The 25139-nt window shown below is 44.2% G+C and carries 21 protein-coding genes, 1 pseudogene and 1 riboswitch; of the genes and pseudogenes, 15 read left to right on the forward strand and 7 right to left on the reverse strand.

The window, feature by feature from the left end; translation table 11 throughout:
* Window positions 1-132 precede the first annotated feature (132 nt).
* From PVOR_RS07640 to PVOR_RS07685, 10 genes are all read left to right on the forward strand, one after another.
* Window positions 133-519 (forward strand): hypothetical protein, encoded by a 387-nt coding sequence (locus PVOR_RS07640; RefSeq protein WP_006208569.1) that lies wholly within the window; start codon window positions 133-135, stop codon window positions 517-519.
* Window positions 520-718: 199 nt separating this feature from the next.
* A riboswitch (FMN riboswitch) is annotated at window positions 719-887 on the forward strand.
* A gap of 142 nt (window positions 888-1029) precedes the next feature.
* A complete protein-coding gene (locus PVOR_RS07645) occupies window positions 1030-2013 on the forward strand; it encodes a DMT family transporter (RefSeq protein ID WP_006208570.1) in 984 nt (327 codons plus the stop codon).
* 214 nt (window positions 2014-2227) lie between these two features.
* The gene (locus PVOR_RS07650) at window positions 2228-2770 is read left to right on the forward strand and encodes an RNA polymerase sigma factor (protein ID WP_006208571.1); all 543 of its coding nucleotides are present in this window, start codon (window positions 2228-2230) and stop codon (window positions 2768-2770) included.
* 62 nt (window positions 2771-2832) lie between these two features.
* Complete coding sequence (locus PVOR_RS07655; protein WP_419144497.1) at window positions 2833-3822, forward strand: hypothetical protein; 990 nt, start codon at window positions 2833-2835, stop codon at window positions 3820-3822.
* A 552-nt stretch (window positions 3823-4374) separates the two neighbouring features.
* Window positions 4375-5337, forward strand: a complete 963-nt coding sequence (locus PVOR_RS07660; RefSeq protein ID WP_006208573.1) for an ABC transporter permease — start codon at window positions 4375-4377, stop codon at window positions 5335-5337.
* Window positions 5338-5350: 13 nt separating this feature from the next.
* On the forward strand, window positions 5351-6223 hold the full coding sequence (locus tag PVOR_RS07665) for a carbohydrate ABC transporter permease (RefSeq protein WP_006208574.1): 873 nt from the start codon (window positions 5351-5353) through the stop codon (window positions 6221-6223).
* A gap of 44 nt (window positions 6224-6267) precedes the next feature.
* Window positions 6268-7893 (forward strand): ABC transporter substrate-binding protein, encoded by a 1626-nt coding sequence (locus PVOR_RS07670; RefSeq protein ID WP_006208575.1) that lies wholly within the window; start codon window positions 6268-6270, stop codon window positions 7891-7893.
* An 89-nt stretch (window positions 7894-7982) separates the two neighbouring features.
* The gene (locus PVOR_RS07675) at window positions 7983-8783 is read left to right on the forward strand and encodes a Nif3-like dinuclear metal center hexameric protein (protein ID WP_006208576.1); all 801 of its coding nucleotides are present in this window, start codon (window positions 7983-7985) and stop codon (window positions 8781-8783) included.
* 123 nt (window positions 8784-8906) lie between these two features.
* Window positions 8907-9581 carry a GntR family transcriptional regulator gene (locus tag PVOR_RS07680; protein WP_006208577.1) on the forward strand — a complete coding sequence of 225 codons (675 nt, stop codon included), beginning with the start codon at window positions 8907-8909 and terminating at the stop codon, window positions 9579-9581.
* A gap of 93 nt (window positions 9582-9674) precedes the next feature.
* The gene (locus tag PVOR_RS07685; RefSeq protein ID WP_006208578.1) at window positions 9675-11756 is read left to right on the forward strand and encodes an alpha-glucuronidase family glycosyl hydrolase; all 2082 of its coding nucleotides are present in this window, start codon (window positions 9675-9677) and stop codon (window positions 11754-11756) included.
* Window positions 11757-11838: 82 nt separating this feature from the next.
* Here the strand turns inward: PVOR_RS07685 and PVOR_RS07690 are convergent, their stop codons facing one another.
* Complete coding sequence (locus tag PVOR_RS07690) at window positions 11839-12612, reverse strand: sporulation protein (protein ID WP_006208579.1); 774 nt, start codon at window positions 12610-12612, stop codon at window positions 11839-11841.
* 232 nt (window positions 12613-12844) lie between these two features.
* Between PVOR_RS07690 and rlmD the strand changes: the two genes are divergently transcribed.
* Window positions 12845-14443, forward strand: coding sequence for a 23S rRNA (uracil(1939)-C(5))-methyltransferase RlmD (rlmD, locus tag PVOR_RS07695; RefSeq protein ID WP_006208580.1), 1599 nt, complete (start codon window positions 12845-12847; stop codon window positions 14441-14443).
* A gap of 2 nt (window positions 14444-14445) precedes the next feature.
* Here rlmD and PVOR_RS07700 read toward each other — a convergent pair whose 3' ends face one another.
* The 5 genes from PVOR_RS07700 to PVOR_RS29525 all read right to left on the reverse strand — a co-directional run bounded on the left by PVOR_RS07700 (window position 14446) and on the right by PVOR_RS29525 (window position 18727).
* On the reverse strand, window positions 14446-15993 hold the full coding sequence (locus PVOR_RS07700; RefSeq protein WP_006208581.1) for a recombinase family protein: 1548 nt from the start codon (window positions 15991-15993) through the stop codon (window positions 14446-14448).
* On the reverse strand, window positions 15990-16151 hold the full coding sequence (locus PVOR_RS30575) for a hypothetical protein (protein ID WP_006208582.1): 162 nt from the start codon (window positions 16149-16151) through the stop codon (window positions 15990-15992). The genes PVOR_RS07700 and PVOR_RS30575 overlap by 4 nt, the downstream gene beginning before the upstream one ends.
* 1836 nt (window positions 16152-17987) lie before the next feature.
* Window positions 17988-18179, reverse strand: coding sequence for a helix-turn-helix domain-containing protein (locus PVOR_RS07710; protein ID WP_006208585.1), 192 nt, complete (start codon window positions 18177-18179; stop codon window positions 17988-17990).
* Window positions 18172-18558 (reverse strand): hypothetical protein, encoded by a 387-nt coding sequence (locus tag PVOR_RS07715; protein WP_006208586.1) that lies wholly within the window; start codon window positions 18556-18558, stop codon window positions 18172-18174. The genes PVOR_RS07710 and PVOR_RS07715 overlap by 8 nt, the downstream gene beginning before the upstream one ends.
* 1 nt (window position 18559) lies before the next feature.
* Complete coding sequence (locus tag PVOR_RS29525) at window positions 18560-18727, reverse strand: helix-turn-helix domain-containing protein (RefSeq protein ID WP_006208587.1); 168 nt, start codon at window positions 18725-18727, stop codon at window positions 18560-18562.
* A 904-nt stretch (window positions 18728-19631) separates the two neighbouring features.
* Here PVOR_RS29525 and PVOR_RS07720 point away from each other — a divergent pair.
* The 4 genes from PVOR_RS07720 to PVOR_RS07735 all read left to right on the forward strand — a co-directional run bounded on the left by PVOR_RS07720 (window position 19632) and on the right by PVOR_RS07735 (window position 23989).
* A complete protein-coding gene (locus tag PVOR_RS07720) occupies window positions 19632-20606 on the forward strand; it encodes an ABC-three component system protein (RefSeq protein ID WP_006208588.1) in 975 nt (324 codons plus the stop codon).
* Window positions 20590-20817 (forward strand): ABC-three component system middle component 6, encoded by a 228-nt coding sequence (locus PVOR_RS07725; protein ID WP_006208589.1) that lies wholly within the window; start codon window positions 20590-20592, stop codon window positions 20815-20817. Before PVOR_RS07720 ends, PVOR_RS07725 begins: the two co-directional genes overlap by 17 nt.
* Window positions 20796-22529: a DUF2326 domain-containing protein gene (locus PVOR_RS07730; protein WP_234972802.1), complete on the forward strand. Its 1734-nt coding sequence runs from the start codon at window positions 20796-20798 to the stop codon at window positions 22527-22529. Before PVOR_RS07725 ends, PVOR_RS07730 begins: the two co-directional genes overlap by 22 nt.
* Window positions 22530-22951: 422 nt before the next feature.
* A complete protein-coding gene (locus tag PVOR_RS07735) occupies window positions 22952-23989 on the forward strand; it encodes a PIN domain-containing protein (RefSeq protein WP_006208591.1) in 1038 nt (345 codons plus the stop codon).
* Window positions 23990-24109: 120 nt separating this feature from the next.
* On the opposite strand, the pseudogene PVOR_RS32980 reads toward PVOR_RS07735, so the two are convergent.
* Window positions 24110-24205 (reverse strand): annotated as a pseudogene (locus PVOR_RS32980) (ATP-dependent Clp protease proteolytic subunit); the annotation flags it as partial.
* Window positions 24206-25139 lie beyond the last annotated feature (934 nt).

The following is a 25139-nucleotide window of genomic DNA, read 5'->3' on the forward strand; positions in this document are numbered from 1 at the left end:
ATTATTGACGTTGTCCGTGTATTGAAGCGCGATCTTGTCCTGCGGTGAAGGTCAGCGCTGCCATGAATTAAACAGAAGCGCCAAGTCACCGATAATATCAGTGAATGAATAAGCTGATAAGGATGTGGCCATATGCGTATCGAATCCGACTATACGAGCTGGAATTCTGCCCGGCTGAAGATCGCAAAGCCGGGGCAGGAAGGGTTTGAAGAGATCTTTCAGAAGAACAAGAAAGAAGAAGAGAACAAAGGCAGGCTTGTGACGGTAAGGGAAGGCGGCTATTTGCGCCAATACATCGTTCAATCGAATGGGAGCAAGATATTGTTAAGCGAAACGAAGCAGTACAAGGATGAGGCTGCCGCCGATTCATCTCATCTCTTGGCGCCTTTGCCTCAAACGGGCGGAATGAGTCTGAATACGAAGGAGGCACTCCATCTGTTGAACCTTCAGGCGGGTGCTGCAGGGATTATAGCTGGAGCCGTATTCGAGACATCACGGGAAAATGGCAAAAAATCATAGTGGTAACTAATTGATACTTGCTGTATAATTCTCAGTAAGATTAGTTGAATGTGAGATTTCTCATTGAATCCGGAGCGAAAATCATTTATTTTGAAAATAGATGTATTTACATGAAACCATTCATGTTATAATTTCAATATATCGACTAAGCTCATAGGAATTATTGGTTAATTAATGCGTTACCAAATAAAACATGAATATGGATCTTCGGGGTAAGGTGAAATTCCTAACCGGCGGTGATGGTTCGTTCCTTAACATGAACGAACCTCAGCCCGCGACTCGCTACGTTCTGGTATTAATATGAATGCAGCGACTGACTTGGTGCAAATCCAAGGCCGACGGTAAAGTCCGGATGGGAGAAGATCAAAGATGAGTTTGCTGTGGAACGGGATAGGAATACATCCGTTTCACAGTAGGCTTGTTTGATCAGCCCCCGTATATGTCGACACATGTCGTCTACGGGGGCTTTCTGCTAGCAAGACCTCCGTATTCAAGACAGGAGAGGGCAAGATGAGTAATGTTAATACCGGAGTCGAGGTTAAACCCTACGATTCCGACACACAGGCAAGCCGACGTTTTAAGGGAGGGTTTTGGCTCGTCGTTTTGGGAGCCGCCCTGTGGGGCGTTGATCCTTTATTCCGGGTCATTCTGCTGAAGAATCTGACTTCTGCTCAGATTGTGTTGCTTAGAACACGTCTATTTATTTCGTTGATAGCTATTCCTGTATTATGGAAGAACCGCATGGAGTTAAAGGGGCTTGGATGGAATCATGTTGGTGCACTGCTGTTCATCTCTTGGGGTGGCTCGGCATTGGCTACCGTCTTGTTTACGATGGGACTGTCGAGCGGCAATCTGAATGCCGTCCTGCTTCTTCAGAAGCTGCAGCCGCTATTTGCCATTATACTGGCCAGCTTGCTGCTTAAGGAGAAGCTCCCCCGTCATTTCGGGATTTTACTCGTGATTGCTCTGGCAGGTACGTATTTGCTGACCTTCGGTTTAACCCTGCCCATTGGACATTGGAATGAATTTATTCAGGTAGGCAGCCTCTTGTCATTAGGCGCAGCAGCCTTGTGGGGCGGTTCAACGGTGATGGGACGCCTGATGGTAGGCAAGCTGAAGTACGAGACGGTAACCTCGCTGCGCTTTGTGCTGGCACTGCCCCTTCTGACCGTCATTACGTGGAGCGAGGGCGCTGCATGGAATATGCCGGCATGGGGTACAGGCGACTTTGCCCTGGTATCCTTGAATCTTATCGGTCAGGCACTGCTGCCAGGTCTTCTAAGCTTGCTTGTGTATTATAAAGGGCTGACTACGACCAAAGCCTCTGTAGCGACACTCGCTGAATTGAGTTTCCCTATGGTAGGCGTGCTCATCAACTGGATCGTATTCCAGCAGGTTGTAACAGGTCCGCAGCTCCTGGGCTTCCTGTTGATCTGGATCGTGCTGTTTATTATATCGAGACAACAATCCGAGGCTTCTCCTTCATTACAGTAATGGAGTAATTTCATATGTGCTTGCAGAAAAGCTGATCCGAAATGGATCGGCTTTTTTTGTCGTGACAAAGTTATTCCATTGGGTTGGTCGTCCTGTGAAAGGATCATTTTTTCGAAAGGTGTGTAGGGTTTTTAGAATTATAGGTGTCTTATATAGTAGCACCTGATCTATGGGGCTGGGTTCACCAAAAGAGATGATTAAGGGGGGAGGATCCATGGAGGATCGGACATTGTTGGATGGGCTTGCAAGGAAAGATCTGCAATGTTTTGAAACTTTGGTTGAGCGCTATTCACGCTACATAGCCGCGGTGGTCGCTAAGGTGGCAGGTGGGCGGTTTAATTCCTACGATGTGGAGGAAATAGCCGGTGATGTACTCATCAGGCTGTGGACAGACGGGCCCAAAATCATTCTGCGCGGGGATAGTCTCAGGCCTTATCTGGCCATAGCCGCACGTAATCATACCCTGAATGCATTGCGAAAAAGACAGCGTATCATTGAATCTGAATTGGAAGATGATGCAGTTTCATGTCCCTCTGCCGAGGCATTGGCTATTCTGCGGCAGGAGAAAGAAACGATAAGCGGCATGGTGCAGGGGATGGGCGAACCTGATCGCGAAATATTCATCCGCAGGTATTTCTATTTGGAGAAAATCCGCGACATTGCAAGCAGGCTGAATATGCAGGAGAAAGCCGTCACCGCGCGGATTCGCCGGGCAAGGGACAAACTGCGCATTCATTATGAAACCGAGAATCCGTAGGATTTCTATGCAGGATGGTGTCTATAGAAGTGAAGCTTTAAATCGATAACGAAAGGGGATGGATGCAAGTGAAGCGGCGAATTGTAGATATTATGGCCAATATCGACAATCAGAATCTGGATAATCTCCTCCTTACGGAGGATGAGGAACGCGAGTTGACGGAGCAGATCAGTATGGAACGGATCAAGAACCGAGCGATGAATCATATTCAAGAGGAGGAAACGATAGTGTTGAAAAACAGGAAAGTGAAAAAATATAAAGCCAGTATCGTTATCGCTGCCGCGATGATCATGATACTTAGCACGACCGCTTTTGCGAGCCAATACATGGATAGCTTGAAGCAGTTCTTCGGTCCATCCGCGTCCATTGCGGAAGATGAACGATCACCTATACAAGGGAAGGATACCGTGTCGGGGGTAAGCATGATTGTTGAAGAAGGCGTTTATGTCGGCAACAGCGGTTATTTGGTAGTCAGCTTCACGAAGGAGGATGGTAAGCCATTCCCCGTGGGTGCATCGATACCCGGACTTGAACTGAAAGCGGAACATGATGTGAGTTATATGGTGGCACAGCAGCTTGTGGACGATAACAAAAAGCTGGTCGGCGTATTTGAGATGGATGCGATGAATGACCTCGAAGGGTTAAAGGCACGGATCACAGCTGATCGAATCACGGCCGCGGACGCTACTCAAGCTGTTGATGGGCCATGGGATGTTCAATTTACTATTTCTGCCGGCAAGGAAAGAGAGTTGAATCTGAATCAGGCGATCCATGAAGGTGAGGAGGCACTGTCTCTCAGCACAATTCATGTTTCTTCCATCGGTGTGGCCATTGAAGGCAAGCGTACGGATGGTAAGCTGGATAAACTACCGGAATATACGCCGGAGGTTAAGGTGACTGCCGTGGACGGCTCCGTAACAAGACTTCATGCTAGTTCCACAAGTACTACAGAGAGCGGGTTTCAGTGGCTGTATAATCTGGACAGCAAGAATAACCTCGTTTTTCTGGGGGATCTGGATATTAAAAGCAATACAGCATTGACGGCAATGTGACGGAGCTGAAGTAAATCAAATGGTGGCAGGGAAACCTCAAGGGGCAGAAGCGAGAACTTCTGCCCTTTATACATGATGAATACCTCGGTAGGAATGAAATCCGATAAACCGTGACGCAACAGGCCGTATCCTGAATCTTCTCACGGTTTTTTTTGAGGTTTAGAATCGGAAATTTATAAATGATAAAAAAAAGGTATTGAAATTGTAGAAAACGTCCATTACAATGAAACCAACTACCATACTAGTTATACTAGTATACAAACATTGACTCTCTACATAGGAGGAAGAACAGGCTGGTTTTCTTTTCCGGAAGGACATCCATGAATTGGAGTCTATTTTTTAAATCAACAATGTAAGCGCTTAATATAAAAAGGGGGGATACAATGCACCGGGTGAATCATACCCAGGCTTGCCGAAGTTGAACGATGATAACGACAGTTTTGAAAGCGATTACTTATTTTGCTGTTGCATTGAAATGGATGAAGAATGATGGTCTTGTTCGGATTGAACAAGCATAAGGAAAGGCCTTACGGATTGGAGTGAATGACGTCAATGGAGCCAAAAGTCGCAAATCATCCCTTGCCAGCCGTGAAAGCGGCCAAGAAACCCAAGCTTAAGATCCTCGCGGCGCTGATCCGAAAGGATTGGCAGCTATACTCCCTGTTGGTTCTGCCGATTGTATACCTGCTCATTTTCAAATACGGGCCGATGATCGGCAACATAATCGCCTTCCGACGATTTATGCCTGGAGGCAACATTTATGGAGAGAAATGGGTAGGACTGCATTATTTCAAAATGTTCATCCATGATCCCGCGTTCTGGAATGTGTTCACAAACACCTTGCTGCTTGGTGCATTGTCTCTGCTCTTTACGTTTCCCGTTCCGATTATCTTCGCGCTGCTGCTGAATGAGGTAAAGAGCAAGCGATTCAAGAAGTTTGTCCAGACGGCATCTTATCTTCCGCATTTCCTGTCCATCGTCATCGTTGCCGGAATGATCCTGCAATTGACCTCAGTCAATGGCTCCATTAACTCTCTGGTGGAATTCTTCAATGGAGACAGAATCAATTTCATGCAGCGGGCCGAGTGGTTCCGAACGATCTATATCTCTTCGGAAATTTGGCAGGGCATGGGCTGGGGCGCGATTCTGTACCTGGCGGCATTAACAACGATTGATGAATCCCTGTACGAAGCGGCGAGAATCGACGGCGCCAACCGCTGGAAACAAACGATGTTTGTCACGATTCCAGGCATTCTGCCAACGATTGTTACGCTGCTGATCCTCAATATGGGGGCATTCCTGGCAGTAGGTTTTGAGAAAATATTGCTGCTGTACAATCCGGTCATCTATGAGACGGCTGACGTGATCTCGACTTATCTGTACCGGGTCGGTCTCGTATCGAGCAACTTCAGTTACGCCACGGCGATCGGGCTGTTCGAATCCGTGATCGGGCTGATACTCGTATTCTCTGTGAATGCGATCTCTCGAAGACTCACGGATCGAAGCTTATGGTAAGGAGGGAGCATACATGAAGGAGTCAAGATCCTATAAGGTGTTCAAAGTGTGCAATGCCATCATTCTGCTGTTCATCGTCTTTATCACGCTGTATCCCTTCCTGAACGTGGTCGCTCAGTCCTTCAGCAGCGAGTCGTACATCAACTCCGGGAAGGTCAACCTGATTCCCAGGGGCTTCAATATCGATACCTACAAAACCGTAACTAAAGACGCCATGTTCTGGACGAATTACAAAAACACCGTTGTGTACAGTGTGGTAGGTACCGCGATATCCATGTTCCTGACCACAATCTTTGCTTACGCCTTATCGAAGAAAAGACTGCTGGGCCGCAAGTTTCTGACGATGTTTGCGGTGTTCACGATGTTCTTCAACGGAGGCCTGATCCCGAACTATGTGCTCATCAACAGCCTCGGGTTCGGCAACTCCATCTGGGCGATTGTGATTCCGGGAGCCATCAGCATCTACAACATGCTCATTATGAAATCGTTTTTTGAAAATATGCCGGAAGAGCTGGAGGAAGCCGCGGCCATTGACGGCCTGAATACGTATGGCATGTTGTTCCGAATTGTGCTGCCTTTAAGTAAAGCGGTTATCGCTACGATGGTGCTCTTCTATGCAGTCGGGCACTGGAACTCCTGGTTTCCAGCCTTTCTGTATCTGGATCAGAAGGAGCTCTTCCCGGTCACGATTTATTTACGCAACATGATTGCCGGTGCAACGGGTGTCACTTCAGCTGGTGCTACCTCTGCCGATAACCTGACGCAGATATCCGCTAACATCAAGTCGGTGACCATGGTGCTGACCATCCTGCCGATCTTGACGATTTACCCGTTTGTGCAGCGTTATTTTGTAACGGGCATCATGCTGGGATCTGTTAAGCAATAGGATATCTGAACGGCCATTATGGATACCTTAGGGGGAATGGAAAGATGAAAAAGAATCCTCGTTCGTTTTGGGGCAAAGCGTTCCTGTTATCGCTGATCGTTGTGGTATTGGCTGCATGTAATGACAAAACCGGCGGCAAAGAGGCCGAAGTGCAGGATAAGGGCGCTATGGAAACCTATGCGGTAGGCGATGCATTCAAGGCAACGGAGCCGTTTGACCTGTCGATTCTCTACAGCGATCAGCCTGCCTACCCGTACAAGCAGGACTGGATGCTTTTTGCTAAACTAAAAGAAATGACAAACGTGACGCTGAAGCCGACCATTGTGCCAATGAGCGATTACAGCCAGAAGCGCAGCCTGTTGATCAGCTCCGGCGACGCGCCGCTGGTCATTCCAAAGACTTACCCGGGGGAAGAATCGGCGTTCGTGGCTTCCGGGGCGATTCTTCCGATCAGCGACTATATTGACCTGATGCCAAACTTCAAGGACAAGGTCGAGAAATGGGATATGGATAGCGAACTGGAGGGACTCCGTCAGGAGGACAAAAAATATTACGTGCTCCCGGGCTTGCATGAAGCGGTATGGCCGGACTATACACTGATTGTCCGCAAGGATATTTTCGAGAAGCATGGCATTGCCATCCCGACGACCTGGGATGAGCTGTATACGGCCATGAAACAGCTCAAGCAGGAATATCCGGATGTAACGCCGTTCTCCGACCGCTTTAAATTCAACAGCACGCTGAACATCGCGGCAACGGGCTTTGGCACGAAAGCCGGATGGGGCTTCGGCAGCGGACTGACTTATCTGGAAGACAAGGATGAGTTTGTTTATACGGCAACCACGGAAGAGTATAAGGAAATGCTGACCTACTTCCATAAGCTGGTGGCTGAAGGCTTGCTGGACAAAGAGAGTTTTACCCAGGATGACGATCAGGCCGTGCAGAAATTTGTCTCCGGCAAGTCCTTCATCATTAACGGCAATTCCCAGACCGTCGTTCAGCACCGTAACGACATGGACAAAACGCTGGGTGAAGGCAAGTATGCGATTAGCAAAATCACGGTTCCCGGCGGTCCCGCAGGCCAGCTGATGTCCGGCAGCCGTCTTGAGAACGGGGTCATGATCTCTTCTAAAGTGAAAGAGAGCGAGCATTTTAAAGCGATCCTGCAGTTTATCGATTGGCTCTATTACAGCGACCAAGGACAGGAATTCGCGAAGTGGGGCGTTGAAGGCGTAACGTATACCAAAGAAGGCGGCGTTCGCAAGCTGATGGACGACATTAACTACAACGGACTGAATCCGAAAGGCACAAAGGATCTGCGGATTGAGAACGGCTTCTCCGGAGGGGTGTTCGCTTATGGCGGTACAACCGAGCTGCTGCAATCCATGTTCAGCGAGGAAGAGCAGCAATTCCAGAAGAGCATGAGCGAGACCAAAACCGTGGTGAAGCCGGAGCCGCCAATCCCTTACTCGGTTGAAGAACGCGAGCGAGTGACGCTGCTCAGCACGCCGCTCAAGGATTACACGGATCAAAACACGCTGAAGTTCATTCTGGGCGACCGTGATCTCGCGGATTACGACAAGTTCGTGGCAGAGCTGGATAGCCAGGGTGTGGGTCAATACCTGGAAATTGCGAATAAAACGTATAAAACCTATAAAGAGCAGAAATAACCAACGGATCACAGGCTGCCGTTTCGTCATGGAAAGGGCGGCCTGTTTTCATTCGGCGGGCTGCGATGATCCAAGGAGGTTGTTGTAGATTGAGCATTACCGTTCAGGATGTTATCAATCGGTTAACTGGTTCGACGGAACCCCATGCATCCACGGTGGACAGGGTCGTTGCAGGAAGCGAGGCCGCCGTTGTCCACGGAATTGCCGTTACCTTTGCCGCATCGCATTCAGTTATCCAGAGAACGCTTCAGGCGGGAGCGAATCTGCTGATTTCGCATGAGGGGGTGTTCTACAGCCATCATGAGGCCGAGTATGAAGGAATGACGGAAAGCCCCGTTTATCAGGATAAACTCCGCTTGATCCAATTTGGGAAGCTGACGATCTATCGCTTTCACGATGCGCCTCACCGGTACGTTCCTGATATGATTACGCAAGGGCTTGTCAGAGCGCTGGGCTATGAAGACGATGTCGTCAAGTTTCTTCCGACGGCTGCCATCGTCACTTTGCCGGAAGTGATGAGTGTCCAGGATATAGCGGAGAACGTAAAAAAAAAGCTGGGTATTCCTTACCTGCGATATATCGGAAATGAGAGCAGTGTATGCAGCAGAATCGGCATAGCCGTGGGTTATAGGGGAGGCGGATCGCATGCGATCCCGCTCTGCCTGAATGAGCAGCTGGATCTGCTCATCACGGGTGAAGGGCCGGAATGGGAAACACCTGAATACATCGGCGATGCAGCGGCCCAGGGCCGGTCTCTGTCCCTGCTTCTGCTGGGCCATGCTGCCAGCGAGGAGCCGGGTATGGAATGCGTGGCAGGCCTGCTGCGCGACCTTTTTCCGGATATTCCCATACATTTTATACCGTCCGAGCCGTTAATTCAGGTAATATAGAGGGGGAATATCCTAACAGCAACAGTGATCGGAAGAAATGATCCGCATGATTTGCGTTGCTAACTGCCGATGTAATAACGAAGTATAGAGAACATAGAGCATAGGAGAAAGAGGTAACGATATATGTCAACAGAGCAAAAGATTAAAGGCTCTACCCGTGAGTATTCTTATCATCTATTGAAGGATCGGATACTGCATCTGGAGCTGGAGCCGGGTACGAAAATCTCGGAAAAAGAAATTGCGGACGAATTGAATGTCAGCAGAACGCCGGTCCGGGAAGCGTTTATGAAGCTTGCTGAAGAGGAACTGCTGGACATCATTCCGCAAAGCGGGACGATCGTATCCCGTATTAATCTCAGGCATGTTGAGGAAGGCCGATTCATCAGGGAGAAGATCGAGAAGGAGATCGTGGCGCTTGCCTGCGATTTTTTTCCCGAACAGTTCCGTTTCCGGCTGGAGACAAATATTGCGCTCCAGGATGTATGCGCGGGCAACCATAATTTCTATAAGCTGTTTGAGCTGGATGAAGAGTTTCACCAAATTCTGTTTGAGGGTGTGCAAAAAGAACGGACCTGGAAGATGCTGCAGCAGTTGAACATTCATTTCAACCGTCTGCGACTCCTTCGGCTGTCCAAGGATTCCAACTGGGAGAATATCATCTCCCAGCATAAAGAAATGTATCAGTTGATTGTCAATAAAAAAGCGGAGCAGGCCATGAAAGTGATGGAGAGTCATCTGCGCCTTGTCGTTGTGGAGCAGGATATCTTGCGCGAGAAATATCCGCATTATTTTATATGATATCCGATCCGAACGTAAACGACGGGTTGCTCTAAAAGAGCATGATGACCGTGTCCACCTGCCGCTTACATATGGAGGGAGATGGCTTAAGTCATGGAGATCACGGAGTTACAGCTTCCATATTCGGCTGCTGACCGCGGCTGGCTGCGATACGAGCCAAGGGATTCTCTACAGGGACTGCCTGTATGGTCCAGAATTTTCGTCTCTGAATGGTCGGATACGTTAGAAGCTGCGGTTCGCGAATTGCGATACGGCATTCGCGAGATGAGCGGACAATCACCTGAGATCGTTGTTGGAGGAGAAAGCTTGGCTCAAGGCGCATTTATCAGATGCGCTACGGTTAGGGAATCTTTGCCGAATGAACTTCATTCGGACTTGCTTCTACAGGATTTGAACGAGGATGGCTATCTTCTCAAGCATGTCGCTGATAAGGAGAACGGTGGCTGCCTTTACATTGTCGGCAGGACGGACAAGGGGATCCTGTACGGGGCTTTCCATTTGTTAAGACTGCTGCAAATGGAGGTGCCTGCGGAGCGGATCGATCTCGTGGAGAATCCACGGAATCCGCTTCGGATGATGAACCATTGGGACAACATGGATGGCTCGATTGAACGGGGATATGCAGGCAGGTCGATCTTCTTCAAGGATCAGCGCTTGATAGAGGATGATGGGCGAATTCGGGATTATGCCCGGCTTATGGCTTCTATCGGAATCAATGGCATTTCCATCAATAACGTCAACGTACATGAAGCGGAGGCACGGCTGATTACTGCCGAGTATTTGCCTCAAGTCGCCAGAGTCGCCGGGATCTTCAGCGCGTATGGAATACGGTTGTTCCTGAGTATCAATTATGCAAGCCCGATGCAGCTCGGAGGACTTGCGACGGCCGATCCGCTGGACTCTGGCGTCCGTCAATGGTGGAAGGAAAAAGCGGTGGAAATCTATCGCTATATCCCGGATTTCGGCGGCTTTGTTGTTAAAGCTGATTCCGAGCACCGTCCCGGTCCGTTTACATATAACCGGACGCATGCGGATGGTTCGAACATGCTGGCAGAGGCATTGGCTCCATACGGGGGCGTTGTCATCTGGCGATGTTTCGTATATAACTGCATGCAGGACTGGAGGGACCGGACGACGGACCGGGCACGCGCAGCGTACGATCATTTTAAGCCGCTGGATGGACAGTTCAGGGACAACGTCATTTTGCAGATCAAGAACGGCCCGATGGATTTTCAGGTGAGAGAAGCGGTATCTCCTCTGCTGGGCGCCATGCCGCAAACCAATCAGATGCTGGAATTCCAGATCACGCAAGAATATACGGGACAGCAAAAACATCTGTGCTACCTCGTTCCCCAGTGGAAGGACGTGCTGGATTTCGACACGTATGCCCGGGGAGAAGGCTCCACGATCCAGAGGGTGGCATCGGGTGAGCTGTATGATTACAAGCACTGCGGAATCACCGCAGTCATCAATGTAGGCGATGATGAGAACTGGACTGGACATACACTTGCACAGGCCAATCTGTATGGTTACGGGCGGCTGGCCTGGAATCCGGATTTGTCCGAGGCCGAGATTACGGAGGAATGGATCAAGCAGACCTTCGGCACCCATGCTGCCGTAGTGGAACAACTGACAACCATGCTTGCGGAGTCCTGGCGCATTTATGAGAATTATACATCTCCGCTGGGTGTAGGCTGGATGGTCAATCCGGGGCATCATTATGGGCCGAACGTGGACGGTTATGAGTATTCGGTGTGGGGTACGTACCATTTTGCCGATTGTCATGGCATGGGAGTAAACCGGACGGTGAAGGACGGAACAGGCTACACGGGGCAATATTTCGCGGAAAATGCCGAGCGCTACGAATCACTTGATTCGTGCCCGGATGAGCTGCTGCTCTTTTTCCACCATGTTCCTTACACGCACCGGCTTCATTCCGGCAAAACCGTGATACAGCACATCTATGATTCGCATTTTGAAGGAGCGGATGGGGTGGAGGCACTGATAGAGCGTTGGCGTCTGCTGGAAGGGCTTGTTGATCCGAAGCGTCATGAGGCTGTGATGGGGCGGCTTCGCCATCAGGCGGAACATTCGAAAGAGTGGCGGGATATCATCAATACGTATTTTTACCGGAAATCCGGCATTGGCGATGAGCTGAAACGGATGATTTATTAATATGAAGCGAGTACAATGAAAAAAATTGACCCGCAGGATGGACACTTGGCTTGAAGTGATCCAGCTTGCGGGTCATTTCTAATTAAATCGATCGGCGAATGATCCGGTCGATAAGCTCTGCTACATGGGAAGGACCTTGCCCAAGCTCCTGCTCATCCAGCGTCAGCCAGGAATGCTGCTCATCCATATCAAGAGAGCGCTGGAGCCAGCCGGATACCCCTCGGCCTCTGCGGTCAACCTCGACCAGGACCGAGATGCCGTCCTGCTCCGGGTACAGGATCAATTCAAGCTCTTTGATATGACCGGCATACCGGGAGCCTGGATAAAATTCAATTTCTTGCACGAAAGGAACGCCCCGGCCAAGGCGAGGGTGATATTCGCATGTCGCCATTTTGAAGCTGAAGCCAAGATCCTCTACGGCATCAAACACGATGGAAGCAGCCGGGTTCGGTTCAACCTCGATAAAATCACGGTCCTTGGGATCGATGGCATTATCGATATCGAGTCCGGTATGGATCCATACCGGCTGTCTGGAGATGGTGAGCGGCGTTTCCGGCGGGAGAGGGAAGGAGAACGGGATTTCCTGATGATCTCCGGGCTTCAATGTGATACGGCTTGAGACGTTAACTTTTGCAATGGTATAGGACTCTATGTATTTCTTGTCGTCGCTTTCCTTGGTATATTCCGTCATCAGTTTCAAGTAAATGCGGTCCACCGTCTGCTCGACACTGCCTCCCTTAATGTGAATGACCCCGCGTACTTCCTCACCGGGATAATAGGAGGATTTCTCAAGGTGCGTATCGATCTGGGCTGCTCCAATACCTACACTCGCTAGCATTTTGTTAAAAAACGACATAAAAGATACCCCCATAATAGAATGTATGATAATGGGATTATACGTTGAAGTTTCGCTCATGGTTTCCAAATTGGAAAAAAATATTTTTTGCGCTACACCGAGGGGCGAGGTGACCCCGCCAATGACGAAGAGCACAGCTGTAATCCGGGAATATGGATGATTGCTTGTTAGCATTCACAGGTTCGGCATGGTATATTGGACACGATACCATTAAGGATGGAGAAATCAAGGCATGAGTGAGCAGAAACGTTCCGGACAAGGAACCCAAAACAACCATAAATCAACAGCATACGGGAAGAAGCTGGGTGAGAGGGCTGCAGCGAATCAAGCTGGGGCCAAGCCGGCTTTTAAGCAGGGACATGGGAAGAATCGGGATCAGTCATCGTATTCGAAGGCGAAACCCTCTCATAAATATAAGCAAGAGGTCCGGGGACCACGGCCTTCAGCCGGGCGGGAGCACGCGGATGAGCTGCAGGCTGGCGATGTCATTGTTGTTACCATCAAGCGGCTTGGGATTAACGGCGAAGGTGTCGGTTATTACCGCCGCAAGGCGGTGTTTATCGACGGCGCGATCACTAACGAAGTGGTCAAAGCCGAGGTGAAAGAGGTACAGCCTAAATTTATCAAGGCCCAGCTGGTGGAAGTGGAGAAGCGTTCGCGTTTCCGGATCGAACCTCCCTGCCCGGTATTCGGCATCTGCGGCGGATGCCAGATTCAGCATATCTCCTATGAGGGCCAACTGCAGGCCAAGACGGATATCGTGCGCGAGGCGTTCAGCCGGTATGCGGGACGGGAGGCTGTTAAGTTTAAGCCGATTCTCGGCATGGAGCACCCATGGGATTACCGGAACAAAGCGCAGCTGCAGCTGAAACGGAAGGGTCATGAGGTGATCGCGGGACTCTATGAAGCGGACAGCCATACGATTGTGGACATCAGCGGCTGCCCGATTCAGCATCCGAAGGTAAACGAAGCGGTGGAGAAGGTTAAATCCGTACTGGAAGAATTGCGGATTCCGCTTCACAAGGAGAATGGAAACAAGGACGGTGTACGGACCATTGTGGTTCGTCATGGATTCCAGTCCGGGGAATTGCAGGTGACACTGGTCACGGCCGGCGGCAAGCTGCCAAGGCAGGATGATCTTGTCCGCATGCTGCGCCTATCCATTCCGGAGGTTAGCGGAATTTCACTCAACATCAATCCGAAGAAAACCTCGCTTATCTTCGGTGACCGGACGATTTCGCTATGGGGCGCAGAGAGCATGCAGGAATCGCTGAGCGATCTGCAATTCTCGCTATCGCCGAGAGCGTTCTTCCAGCTGAATCCGCAGCAGACGGTCAAGCTGTACGAGTCGGTCCGGGCGGCAGCGGGACTGACGGGGAAAGAGACAGTTATTGACGCATACTGCGGAACCGGCACGATCGGGCTCTGGCTGGCGCCCTATGCCAAGGAAGTACGCGGGATCGAGACGATCCCCGAAGCGGTGGAGGATGCCAAGGCGAATGCGCAGCGAAACGGACGGGCTAACGCCAGCTTCCACGTCGGTCAGGCCGAGGAGCTGCTGCCCCGCTGGGTCAAGGAAGGCATGAAGCCGGACGTTATTATAGCCGACCCGCCGCGTACCGGCCTGGACTCGCGTTTCCTGGAGACGGTGCTTCGCACCAAGCCGAAGCGGTTTGTGTATGTATCCTGCAACCCTTCAACCTTGGCGAAAGATTGCAAGGTCCTTCTGGACGGCGGATATGAGCTCGAATGGGTGCAGCCGGTTGATATGTTCCCGCAGACAAGCCATGTGGAGTGTACAGTGTTACTAAAATGGAAGGGGCAGGATTAGTCCTACGCCCCTTGTTGTTCCAACGTCCTTACGGATTGAGGACGTGAAATATTGTAATGTATGGCTTTGATCGATTCGTCTTCATTGACTTCGATTTTTTGTATTAGTTTTTGAAGTACCTGCTTCAAGACTTGTTCATCGTCAATGTCAAGTTCGGTGAAGCGGGATATTTGCTTCCTAAAGGCACGGAGTTGTTCTTCCGTGTCTTTTTTTGTTTCAAGTAGACTTTCAATCTCTGCCTTTCTTTGGGAAAGCCTACCTTGTTCCGCTTGGATATGTTCATTCTGTGCTTTGAACTGTACTATACCGATAACTTTTTCTGAGTAGAGTTCCAAAAGGTTTTTAAATTCATTGTTAAGCTTCTTCAGCCTTTTTGTGACGCTGGAAAGTTCTTTCAAGTGTTTTGCATGCTGTTCATTAGCCTTTGTGTTTGCCGCCCCATAGAGCCTTTCTAGCTTGATGTTGTCAGTAATCAGTTCCTTAAGGTCGTCTTTAACCACTTGCAGTAAATTGTCGTATCCAATGATATGAGAGGAACAGTAAGATGTTGAGTGCTTCACATAGCCAACGCATACATAAGCTCCGCCGCTCTTTTTTCTTCTGTCTTTACGAAAGGTCATACCCTTACCGCAATCAGCACAGACGGCAATGTGAGCAAATAAACTTTCACTACCGTTACTATTGTTCCTGCCTTTTTTCTTCATCTTCTCCAATACGGCTAAGTGCTCGTTCATTGTGATAATGGAAGGATGTGCATTTTCATGAACTATTTGCTCGCTAGGGGCTACACGTCTACGCTTCTTGGAGATGAAGTCTCTTGTCTCTTCACGATGATGTACAAGAGTGCCTGTGTAGACAATGTTTTTGAGGATGACACTTACGGAGCTTTGATTCCATAGTGTTCCTTTGTTGCCACCGCCTGATACAGTTCTAGGGGTTGGAATACCTCTGCTTATGAAGTAATTACTGATTTTGTACATACCCCAATCCTGATACAGATAGAGGTCAAACATTTCCCGAACAATAGGGGCATAGACCTCATCAAGTACAAGCTTCTTTCCATCACGCTTGTAGCCAAATGCAGGTAAAGAAGCCTTGTAGACTCCTTCTCTTGCACTCGCCCGCAATCCGATCTTAATGCGCTCGGATAACTTTGCACTCTCTTCTTCAGCTAGTACCGCCTTCAAGTTGAACATGAGTTTGCTAGTGCTGGTTGCAGTGTCGTAATTGTCTTCAGGCAAAATTAGACGTATGTCCATAGACTCAATTGCATGGGCGGTCTGTAAATTTTCTACAGTGTTTCTGCCTAGCCGAGATACTGATTTTGCAATCACAACGTCAAACTTCTTCTTTTTTGAATCTTCTAACAGTCGCTGAATTGCTTCCCGATTGTCTCTAGTCGCCCCGCTGATACCATCATCAATATATTGATTTGAGATAGTCCAACCATTTTGGGCGGCTAAGCTTGTAGCGTATGAAACTTGGTTCTCTAAGCTGTTCTTTTGAGCATCTTTTTTCGTGCTCACTCGGGCATATATTGCAACTCTCATTTGAGTACCATCCCTTCTGTTTCCGTTTCAGAAGGAATAGCATCTGCTCTAGTCTCATCGTATGGAAATACTAGTATTTTGTCAATTTGAGCACGCATCACTGATAGTAGAATGTCCTCAAGATTGGACGTACCTATAAATTCTCTTTGAATGTTCATCGTCATCAACTCCCTACTATTTGTGGTCGCTCCATGAAAGGGAAAAGGTGCGAACAAAATAGGAAGGCAGTAAGGAGGGGATTGGAAGGTTTTTCCGAATAATTCTACATACCTACAAACATTCATCAGGAGGATTCAAACGAAGTGCAACGTGATAATAGAACTACGTTCAATCAGCCCAATAGATCAACGTCTGCTCAAGTTAACAGGGGCTGTTAGCGGTCAATCTAGGGCGGCTAGTCTCCAAGTAAACAGAACTGTCGGTCAAGCAGAAGGAACGGGGAGTCAATCGAACAGTACAAATACTGTAAATGCCGTTACTTGCCGGAGGTGCAAGTCACAACAAGTGGTAGCTAATAAAAGAGGGTACAGCTTCGCAAACTTGTTCAAGACTCTGGGTATTATGATTCTTTTTGGCATATTGATTATTGTATCGAGCTACCTTTTCTCTATGTACAGTGTGAGCGATGGTTCAAGAGCTTTTATGCAAATATTCATTGCATTAGGAGCTATCTCTTTTTTTCTTTCACTACCAGTAAGTATTTTAGTTGGATCGGAGGAAGAAGTGAGATTGTTAACGGTTGTATGAACTGTGGTTTCAAGTGGAGACCTGCTATGAGGAAGTGAAATATTGATGGGGGTGGATCAATATTTGATATACCCCAACTAAATCATTGTGTCATGAGGGAGTTACAATACTCTTACGAAATGCAGAATATTCTCTATAATAAAGTTGTGAGAGGTTCAGAAGCCCGTAGGCTTCTATCCATCACTTTTGGTTAGTGGTCGCTCCCTGTGCCATCAGGGGCAATGAGCCGTCTTCTGTGTCAGCAGAGGCGGCTTTTCTACATAATAAGGGATGACAAAAGGAGTACAAAAGGAGTAAGAAAGGAGTACTAATTGGTGAAAAAGTAAGATTTAAACTAAAGAAGAATTAAAAAGGGTTACAAATGGAGTATAAAAGGGTTAAAAAGTACTTTGATAAGAAGGTGGGTCAAATTTTGATGTACCCCATCAACTTTATTGTCAGCAACTTTATAGAAGGCGAGCGTAGCGATGCCTATGGGGAAGACCGAGCGTAGCGAGGGATTCCACATCATTACAGTATTTTATTATTGGTGGGGTAGCCCTCCGCTCCGCTTCGGTCTACTCCCACGGGCTTCGCTGTGCTCGCCCTATCTCTTTGATTCAAATTCAAAGTAGAACAGATGGATAAGGAAACTTTACTCCCCCCTTTGGGGGAAGAGCAAAGGAAACAGATGGATTGAGGTTTCCTACATGACATCAGACGTGCTCAGGTACGGCTTTACCACGTTTATATTAAATATAAGTCTGTCATGACTCCCTCGCCTTGCGGCGACCGTGACGGGCTACAAAAGTAGAATCTGAGAGGTGCAATAATCAGTTGCAAGTTTTTCCCTGTACCGTGTGGCACTCGTACCAATAGTACAGGGTAATGCTCATCTAAAGAGCGAACCATCGACTGATTTAATGTCGAGCCAGTATTTTTACGTGTTCTCCTGTAACCACGTGTGTAGCCGATATGAAGTTTCAGGTTCATTATGACCAATATTTTTATCTATATACCTACTATTATGTAGCCCACCAACAAAATGGCGGGTCAACTCTACCGATATTTCACCTTACTAAAGTCATCCAACGTTTCACAATCGAAAAATATTAGTAAATCGTCCTCATGTATGCGGTAGGTGTACATCGACTGTATACCGTCACTAGAAGACCTGTAGCAAGGTATCTTTTTAAAGTCACAGTATCGTTTAATTTGCTGTGGGCTACATCCAATGGAACGAGCCACACGCTCGCAAGTCCATGTCTTCATACCCACCAACTCCGTCCATGCGAACGCATATAAAACTGGTGAAGCTCTGTCTCAGGAACTCTTACGGTTGTCCCCGCCAAGTGCACTGCCAATAGCTTACCTTCATTTATCCATTTTCTAACTGTTTTTTCGTCAATGTTGAACATCTCTGAAACTTCATTAACTGTGTAGTGTCTTTTGTCAATCATTGACCTCACCCCCTATATTATGATTTTTAACGCTTCCGGCATTAACCTTGTAAATACCCTTTTCCATCTGTGCTTCCAATTTGCCCGCCTGAATGAGCCGATGTACGGCGGCTTCAGTGCGAAGTCCTAGCTTGGTCATCGTCTCCTTAACCGTAAGGCTTCCTAAACGCTTTTGAGAAAGCTTAGGGATATCCTGAAGAATAATTCCGCTTCGACTAGCGTACTTCTCAAGACTGTTCAAGATTATTCGTGTCTTACCGTTTTCAAGTTTGCTTTGTTCTAAATAGCTATACTGACATAGCCGTAAAACCTCCGTTTCTGTCATGCCTAGCATTGTGCTGGCTTCAGTGAGTGATACTGCTTTGCTGTTAATTATCATTTCAGTTACCTCCTGACTTGTCATCAAAGATAAACTTCCTAAGTACCGCTTGAGAGATACGAATAGAACCGCCGATTTTGATAGCATCAATAGTTCCATTATTAACCAATCGGTACACGGTGTTGTAAGAGAGACCCAATATATCTTTGGCTTCTTTAATAGAAAACATCTTTTCCAACTCTTCACCTACCTTTGTTCATTTGATATCAATATAGGTTAAATCTGGTTAAGATTAACATCAAGTATGTACCAATGATAAAGACGAACTATGTGCAAAGAGCCATTCTTTACATAACACGGACAAAGCAAAGATAAGGAAATCGAAGGCTTAAACGAAGGTATCTAGGAAAAATTAGTAATGAGGGGCGGTAGCACTTATGAATTATAGGGGGACTTTCTAAAGCATATTTTTGATAGAAAGACAGGTATATTAGCTAGATTCATGTTAATAATAAACTCACACGCTCCTTGTTTTCGCCCCGCCGATATGGTTGGGGCTTTCTTTGTGTGTACAGAAGATATTCGCTAAACTTTCAGGCGGATACGATAAGCCTTCGTCAGGTACTGGGTATGTATGGAAAAATATAGAGCTAATATCTTAAATAAATGAGGAGCTTATATGCCACGATTGTCAGAGGTAGAAGAAGTAGAATACGTTCATCTCTTTCTAATACCTCAAGAAATTCGGGGCGAGTAGTGTGGTAGGTTTTCTTGGATTGTTTCATCCGTTATTTCAATTTTGATAAGACGTGTTGAAGAACTTGCTTCAATACTTACTCATCATTTAGCGAAGCGGTAGACTTGCCTCTTAGAGGCATGGAGTTGTTCTTCCGTGTCTTTTTGGTATCTAAAATACTCACCCAAAACTTTGATTAAAAAGCTATAATAGTCTTATACTAACTACTGGATAGGGTCATACCGAAGAATGTTTTCGATATTTCATGAGAAAAGGATATTACCAAGTAATTATCGAAATTTCATATTGGTTGTAGAATCCTAGAATTTTCGAATTGAATTGGATTTAGAACCTAACTGATTAAGTTTCTATATATTGATGAGAAGAGGCAAACTTTATGAATCGAAGTGAATATTTCAATTACATAGAAGAAAAATTACAAGTCCTGGCATATCGCATTGAAAAAAGAGGACGATTAAATATTCTAGATTTAAACATTTATTCCGAATCCTTTTTTGCTGATTTACTTAATTTGCTTTTTAATTTTAAATTAGTAAACCTAAATGTACTTAAGCAAAATGTCGAAGGTATTGATTTAGTAGATATTAATGGGAAGATTATTGCACAAGTTTCTTCCACGTGCACGAAGCAGAAAATTGAAGGTTCATTAAAAAAGAAAATATTTCTGAAATATCAGGGCTTCACATTTAAGTTTGTTTCTATTGCAAAGGACGCGGGAAAGCTACGAGAAGGAAGTTTTACTAATCCACATAAAGCCCTTTTCTCGCCTGCTGACGATATCATTGATATTGGAATTATATTAAATGTTGTTTTAAATATGCGAATTGAGAAACAAAGAGAAGTCTACGAATTTATAAAAAAAGAACTAGGAAAGGAAGTTGATGTAGTAAAGGTTGATACTAATCTTGCAACTATTATCAACATATTAGCTAGTGAAAATTTATCTAGTAATATAGAGTCGCCTGAAATCAATTCTTTTGAGATAGATAAGAAAATTGAGTTTAATGATCTCTTAGATATAAAAGAAACAATTGATGATTATAAAATCTACTATCAGAAGTTGGATGAGAAGTATGCGGAGTTTGATAGAGAGGGTGCGAATAAAAGTTTATCGGTTTTTCAGATTATCAAGAAGCAATATATTCTATTGCAAAATGGAGAAACTAATCCCTGTGACCTGTTCTTTGGTATAATAGATAACGTTATAAAAATTATATTAGAAAGCAAAAATTATAATGAGATTCCGTATGAAGAGCTTGAAATGTGCGTATACATTTTAGTGGTAGATGCATTTATTAGATGTAAAATTTTTAAGAATCCGGAGGGATATAGTTATGTTGCTGCCGGATAATATACATCCTACCCTTAGTATTTATTACAATGGTTCAGTAGTTATAAAGGTATTAAAGCTAAAGGCAAAACAGCAAGTATTCGAGCTTTATCAAGAAGTAAAAGATAGAAATGACATGTCTTTTTCGACCTTTATGCTTACTTTAGATTGGCTATACTTAATAGATGTGGCTACAGTGAATGAAGATGGATGGGTGGAATTATGTTCATAAAAAAATTAATAATATTGAATCAAGAGGGTGTTATCAGAGAACTCAATTTTCACTCTGGAATGAATCTAATCATAGATGAAACCCCTACCTCTGATGGTAAGCAAACGGGTAATAATGTTGGTAAGACGACTGTATTGAAACTGATTGACTTTTGTTTGGGAGCTAGTCCAGCAATTATCTATACAGATACTGAGAATAAAAAGGAAGTATATGGACTGGTTAAAGATTATCTAGTAGAACAAGAGGTTCTTATCAAATTGGTTTTAGTCGAAGATTTAAATGATGAAACTTCAAAAGAAGTAGTGATCGAAAGGAATTTTCTCTCTCGAAAGCGGAATATTCGAAAAATAAATGGTATTCCTGTACTTGATAAAGAATTCGAGGGTAAGTTACAGGAGCTCCTTTTTCCTAATCATACAGCAGATAAACCAACTCTTAGACAAATAATATCTCACAATATAAGATACAAAGACGAAAGCATCAACAATACAATAAAGACTCTAGATAAATTTACATCTGATGTAGAATATGAGACATTATATTTGTTTTTATTAGGCTGCACCTTTGATGAAGGTGCAAAGAAACAAGTACTGGTAGCAAAGATAAAACAAGAAGAACTGTTTCGTGAAAGATTAGAAAAGAAACAGACTAAGTCAGCATACGAAATTGCATTGTCTATGATTAACGATGAAATTGATGAACTAAATAAAAAGAAATCCAATTTCAATCTAAATGAAGATTTTGAGCAGAACATGGAACAGCTCAATTTAATTAGATATAACCTTAACAAAACAAGTTCAACGATTAGCAAAATGAGAATCCGTAAGAATCTCATTGAGGAAGCTAAGAAGGAAATGGAGAATAGTGTTGCTTCGATTGACTTAAAGCAACTTGAAATACTGTATGCGGAAGCAAAAATTAATGTCACAGGAATCCAAAAGACATTTAAAGATTTGGTGTCTTATCATAACAAAATGCTTGTAGAGAAGGTTAAATTTATTACAGCAGAGTTACCCACATTAACAGAAAAGATTCATGCAGAGGAACTTCAAATTAACTCGCTTTTAAAAAAAGAAAAGGATTTGTCCTTAAAGATTTCCAAAGGCGATTCATTTGAAGAACTTGAAAAGATTATTATTGCATTAAATGAGAAGTATCGTACTAAAGGAGAGTACGAAAGTATTATTTCGCAGCTAAATGAAGTCGATACTAACATCGATGCATTAAAGAGTGAAATAAAAACTATTGATGATTTTTTGTTTTCAGATGACTTTGAGAATGTACTCAAACATCAGCTTAAAAAGTTCAACAAACACTTTTCAGCTATTTCATTCGAACTCTATGGAGAAAAATATGCACTTAAATATGATAAATCCATAAATAAAAATAAACAACAATTCTATAAATTTAGTGCGTTCAATGCTAATATGAGTTCTGGAAAAAAACAAGGTGAAATATTATGTTTTGATTTAGCATATATACTTTTTGCTGATGAAGAAGGACTACCTTGTTTGCACTTTTTGCTTAACGATAAAAAGGAACTGATGCACGACAACCAATTAATTAATGTGGCAGACTTTGTTAAAGATAAAAACATTCAATTGGTCGTTTCAATTTTAAAAGATAAACTCCCTGAAAGCCTTCTTGAAAAAGCACATGTAATAGTTAAGTTATCACAGGAAAGTAAATTATTTAAGATTGAACAGAATTAGTTAGTATATATTCTTCAATTAATGATTTTAGGAGAACACTGTCTTAAGTGCTTTCCTTCTCGTTGCAATGTATCTCTCGAATAAGAATTACATGAGAAGATACTGTTCCATCTGAAACAAGCTTTTGTTTTCACTTGTTACCCAACACATGTAGAAAAAAATTATATTGCTTGTACACAAGTAGTTCTAATGAATTTTATTCATATTAAAAACCTAAGCGTATTAGTTCCGCTTAGGTTTTGCTTATGTGTCTGATAAATTAAAAAAGACATCATAAAAAACGATTTGGGTAGGATGTTCAAAGCTATGAACTAATATTAGTCTCTTAAGCTTGTCGAAAAATGTGTTTTAATAAACTAATTAAATTTCATTTTTCTATGTGATTCGTAGAGAAAGATTCATACTCAAAAAGGAGATTATTCATGTCATATTTAATATTTTTAGACACAAATATAATTTTCAATGATTTCTTTTTCAAATCCTCGGATATGAAGAAGTTACTTAAATATACTCGACATGAACCAGTAGATCTTTGTATTACAAAGTTCAATTATAATGAAATAATAAAAAAATACAAAGATGAAATTCGACCGCTTGTTAAAAAGGTGAAGAGTACAAAAAGTGAACTATTAAAACTTGAGGCATCAGAGATTATTGATTTTGAGAGTTTAAAAGCTGATAAAATAACTTTAAAATACAAAGAATTCTTAGATAGAACAATTAAAGAAAATTCAATAAAGGTAATTGATTACCCTATTTCTAAAAATATTACAGAAACTATTTCTAATAAATACTTTAATAATATAAAGCCTTTTGATGAGAATAAAATTTCTTTTCAAGATGCTATTATATGGGAAAGTATTGTTGAGTATTGCAATATTAATGAACCAGATAATGTAGCGTTTATATCAAGCAATCATAAAGATTTTGCTAATAAAGATCTAAAAAGTATTCATGAGGATTTAGCTGCTGATATACAAGATTTAAATTACTATAATTCATTATCAGTATTCTTAGAAAGTGAAGAAGACAATTTAAAAGATTATTTTACTGACAATTATGAGTGCGACAAAGAATTGTTAGAAGATGAACTAAAACTATATTTTGAGAGAAATGATTACCTTCAAAATACTGTTGATGATCTGCTAATGAATTCTGAATTTGAGGGGGATTATTTTACTGGCTGGGGTACTGATGCTTTCATTGATGACTACATAATAACTTTGAATGAAACCACTCTAGATATTGAAGAGAATGCAATTCTAATATCTTTTTATATTGAAATAGAGGTGAGTTTTAATATTGAGACAGTTGATCCTTCATATGACAGAGGAGAACCTGGTGATGGTATGATTTCAGAGGGGAGCAGTACAAGTATATTGATACAGGGTAATATTACGTATTTGTTAGATAATCAAGAGTTTATAGATTATGTTGAATTGGACATTGAATTTAATTAAAATGCATGAAAAAGGAAATTCGTTCATTCCATATCGTGTGGAGCAACGGTAACTTCTCGAATAGAAATATATGGAAACTTTTGACGGATTTGCTCTTCACACACTCGCCACAACACTGTTTTATTGTAATACATTGATCACTTTATCAAATAACCCGTATGGCTCGGTTTCTGAGCATTCATAAAGTTTGTCTCTGTAGGTATCTTTTTCGATTTTCTCAAGTCCTTTGCTGTTAGTAGGGGAATTTCTAGTTTATTTATCTCATAATAGAATAGAGCGTTGAGCACTAATTTCGATACCTTGCGCCCCACCGAGAGGTTGGGCTTTCTTTGTACGTACAGAAGATATTCGCCAAAATTTCAGGCGGGTATGATAAGCCTTAACGTCAGCTCAGGTGTTATGAATAGTTCATAAGGCACTGGGGGGCGATAATAAAAGAGCGACTGTTGTCAGCCGCCCCTTCAGTGAGCAAATGCTATTCCTGTAACTTGTTTTCACTGTCTACTCAACACATGTGGAGTGCGTTGTGTTGCTGAAGAGGGAGGATTAGGATTATGATAGAGATTCTGCAATGTTTCTAATAAATCAGCGCTCCCGTAACGTTAAAAGTAAGATTAGACACTTAACAAAATCAACTATTTCATCCGTCTTAACATAGTATATCTTGCAATCGAAACTATTAAACGCAAAAAGGAGGCGCAGTCCTGCTACCTCCCTGTGTTTACAGTCAAATCTTATAACATTCCGTCTGCTAACCGCATTTGGCCTCTCTCATGAGAGTCCAAATGCGGTTGCAATCACTTTTCGATCGGTATATCGATAGAGAGACGGATTATGCGAATTGGGAAGCAATGCTTGAAGCGACGAACAGAGAGTATGCCGGGCAAAGAGAAAAAATAGAATGTAAAGTTTCAAAGCTAGCAGTAAATAAAATCCTGTCCGCGATAAGCGGACAGGATTTTTTGGAGTCGAGATCTTTAAGCTACTTAATGTGTTCAAAAATCCACGTTGCAAATCTGCTGATATTCGATCATTCTTCCATTTCTACTTTTTTCAACAGGCTCGTGTAAAAATCAACTTCTTTTGTGCCAAGTTAGTGGGTTTCATGAGACAAAATTGCGATGAAAGTGAGACGGCATTCACCAGAAAG

Source organism: Paenibacillus vortex V453 (assembly GCF_000193415.1).
Taxonomy (GTDB): Bacteria; Bacillota; Bacilli; order Paenibacillales; family Paenibacillaceae; genus Paenibacillus_AQ; species Paenibacillus_AQ glucanolyticus.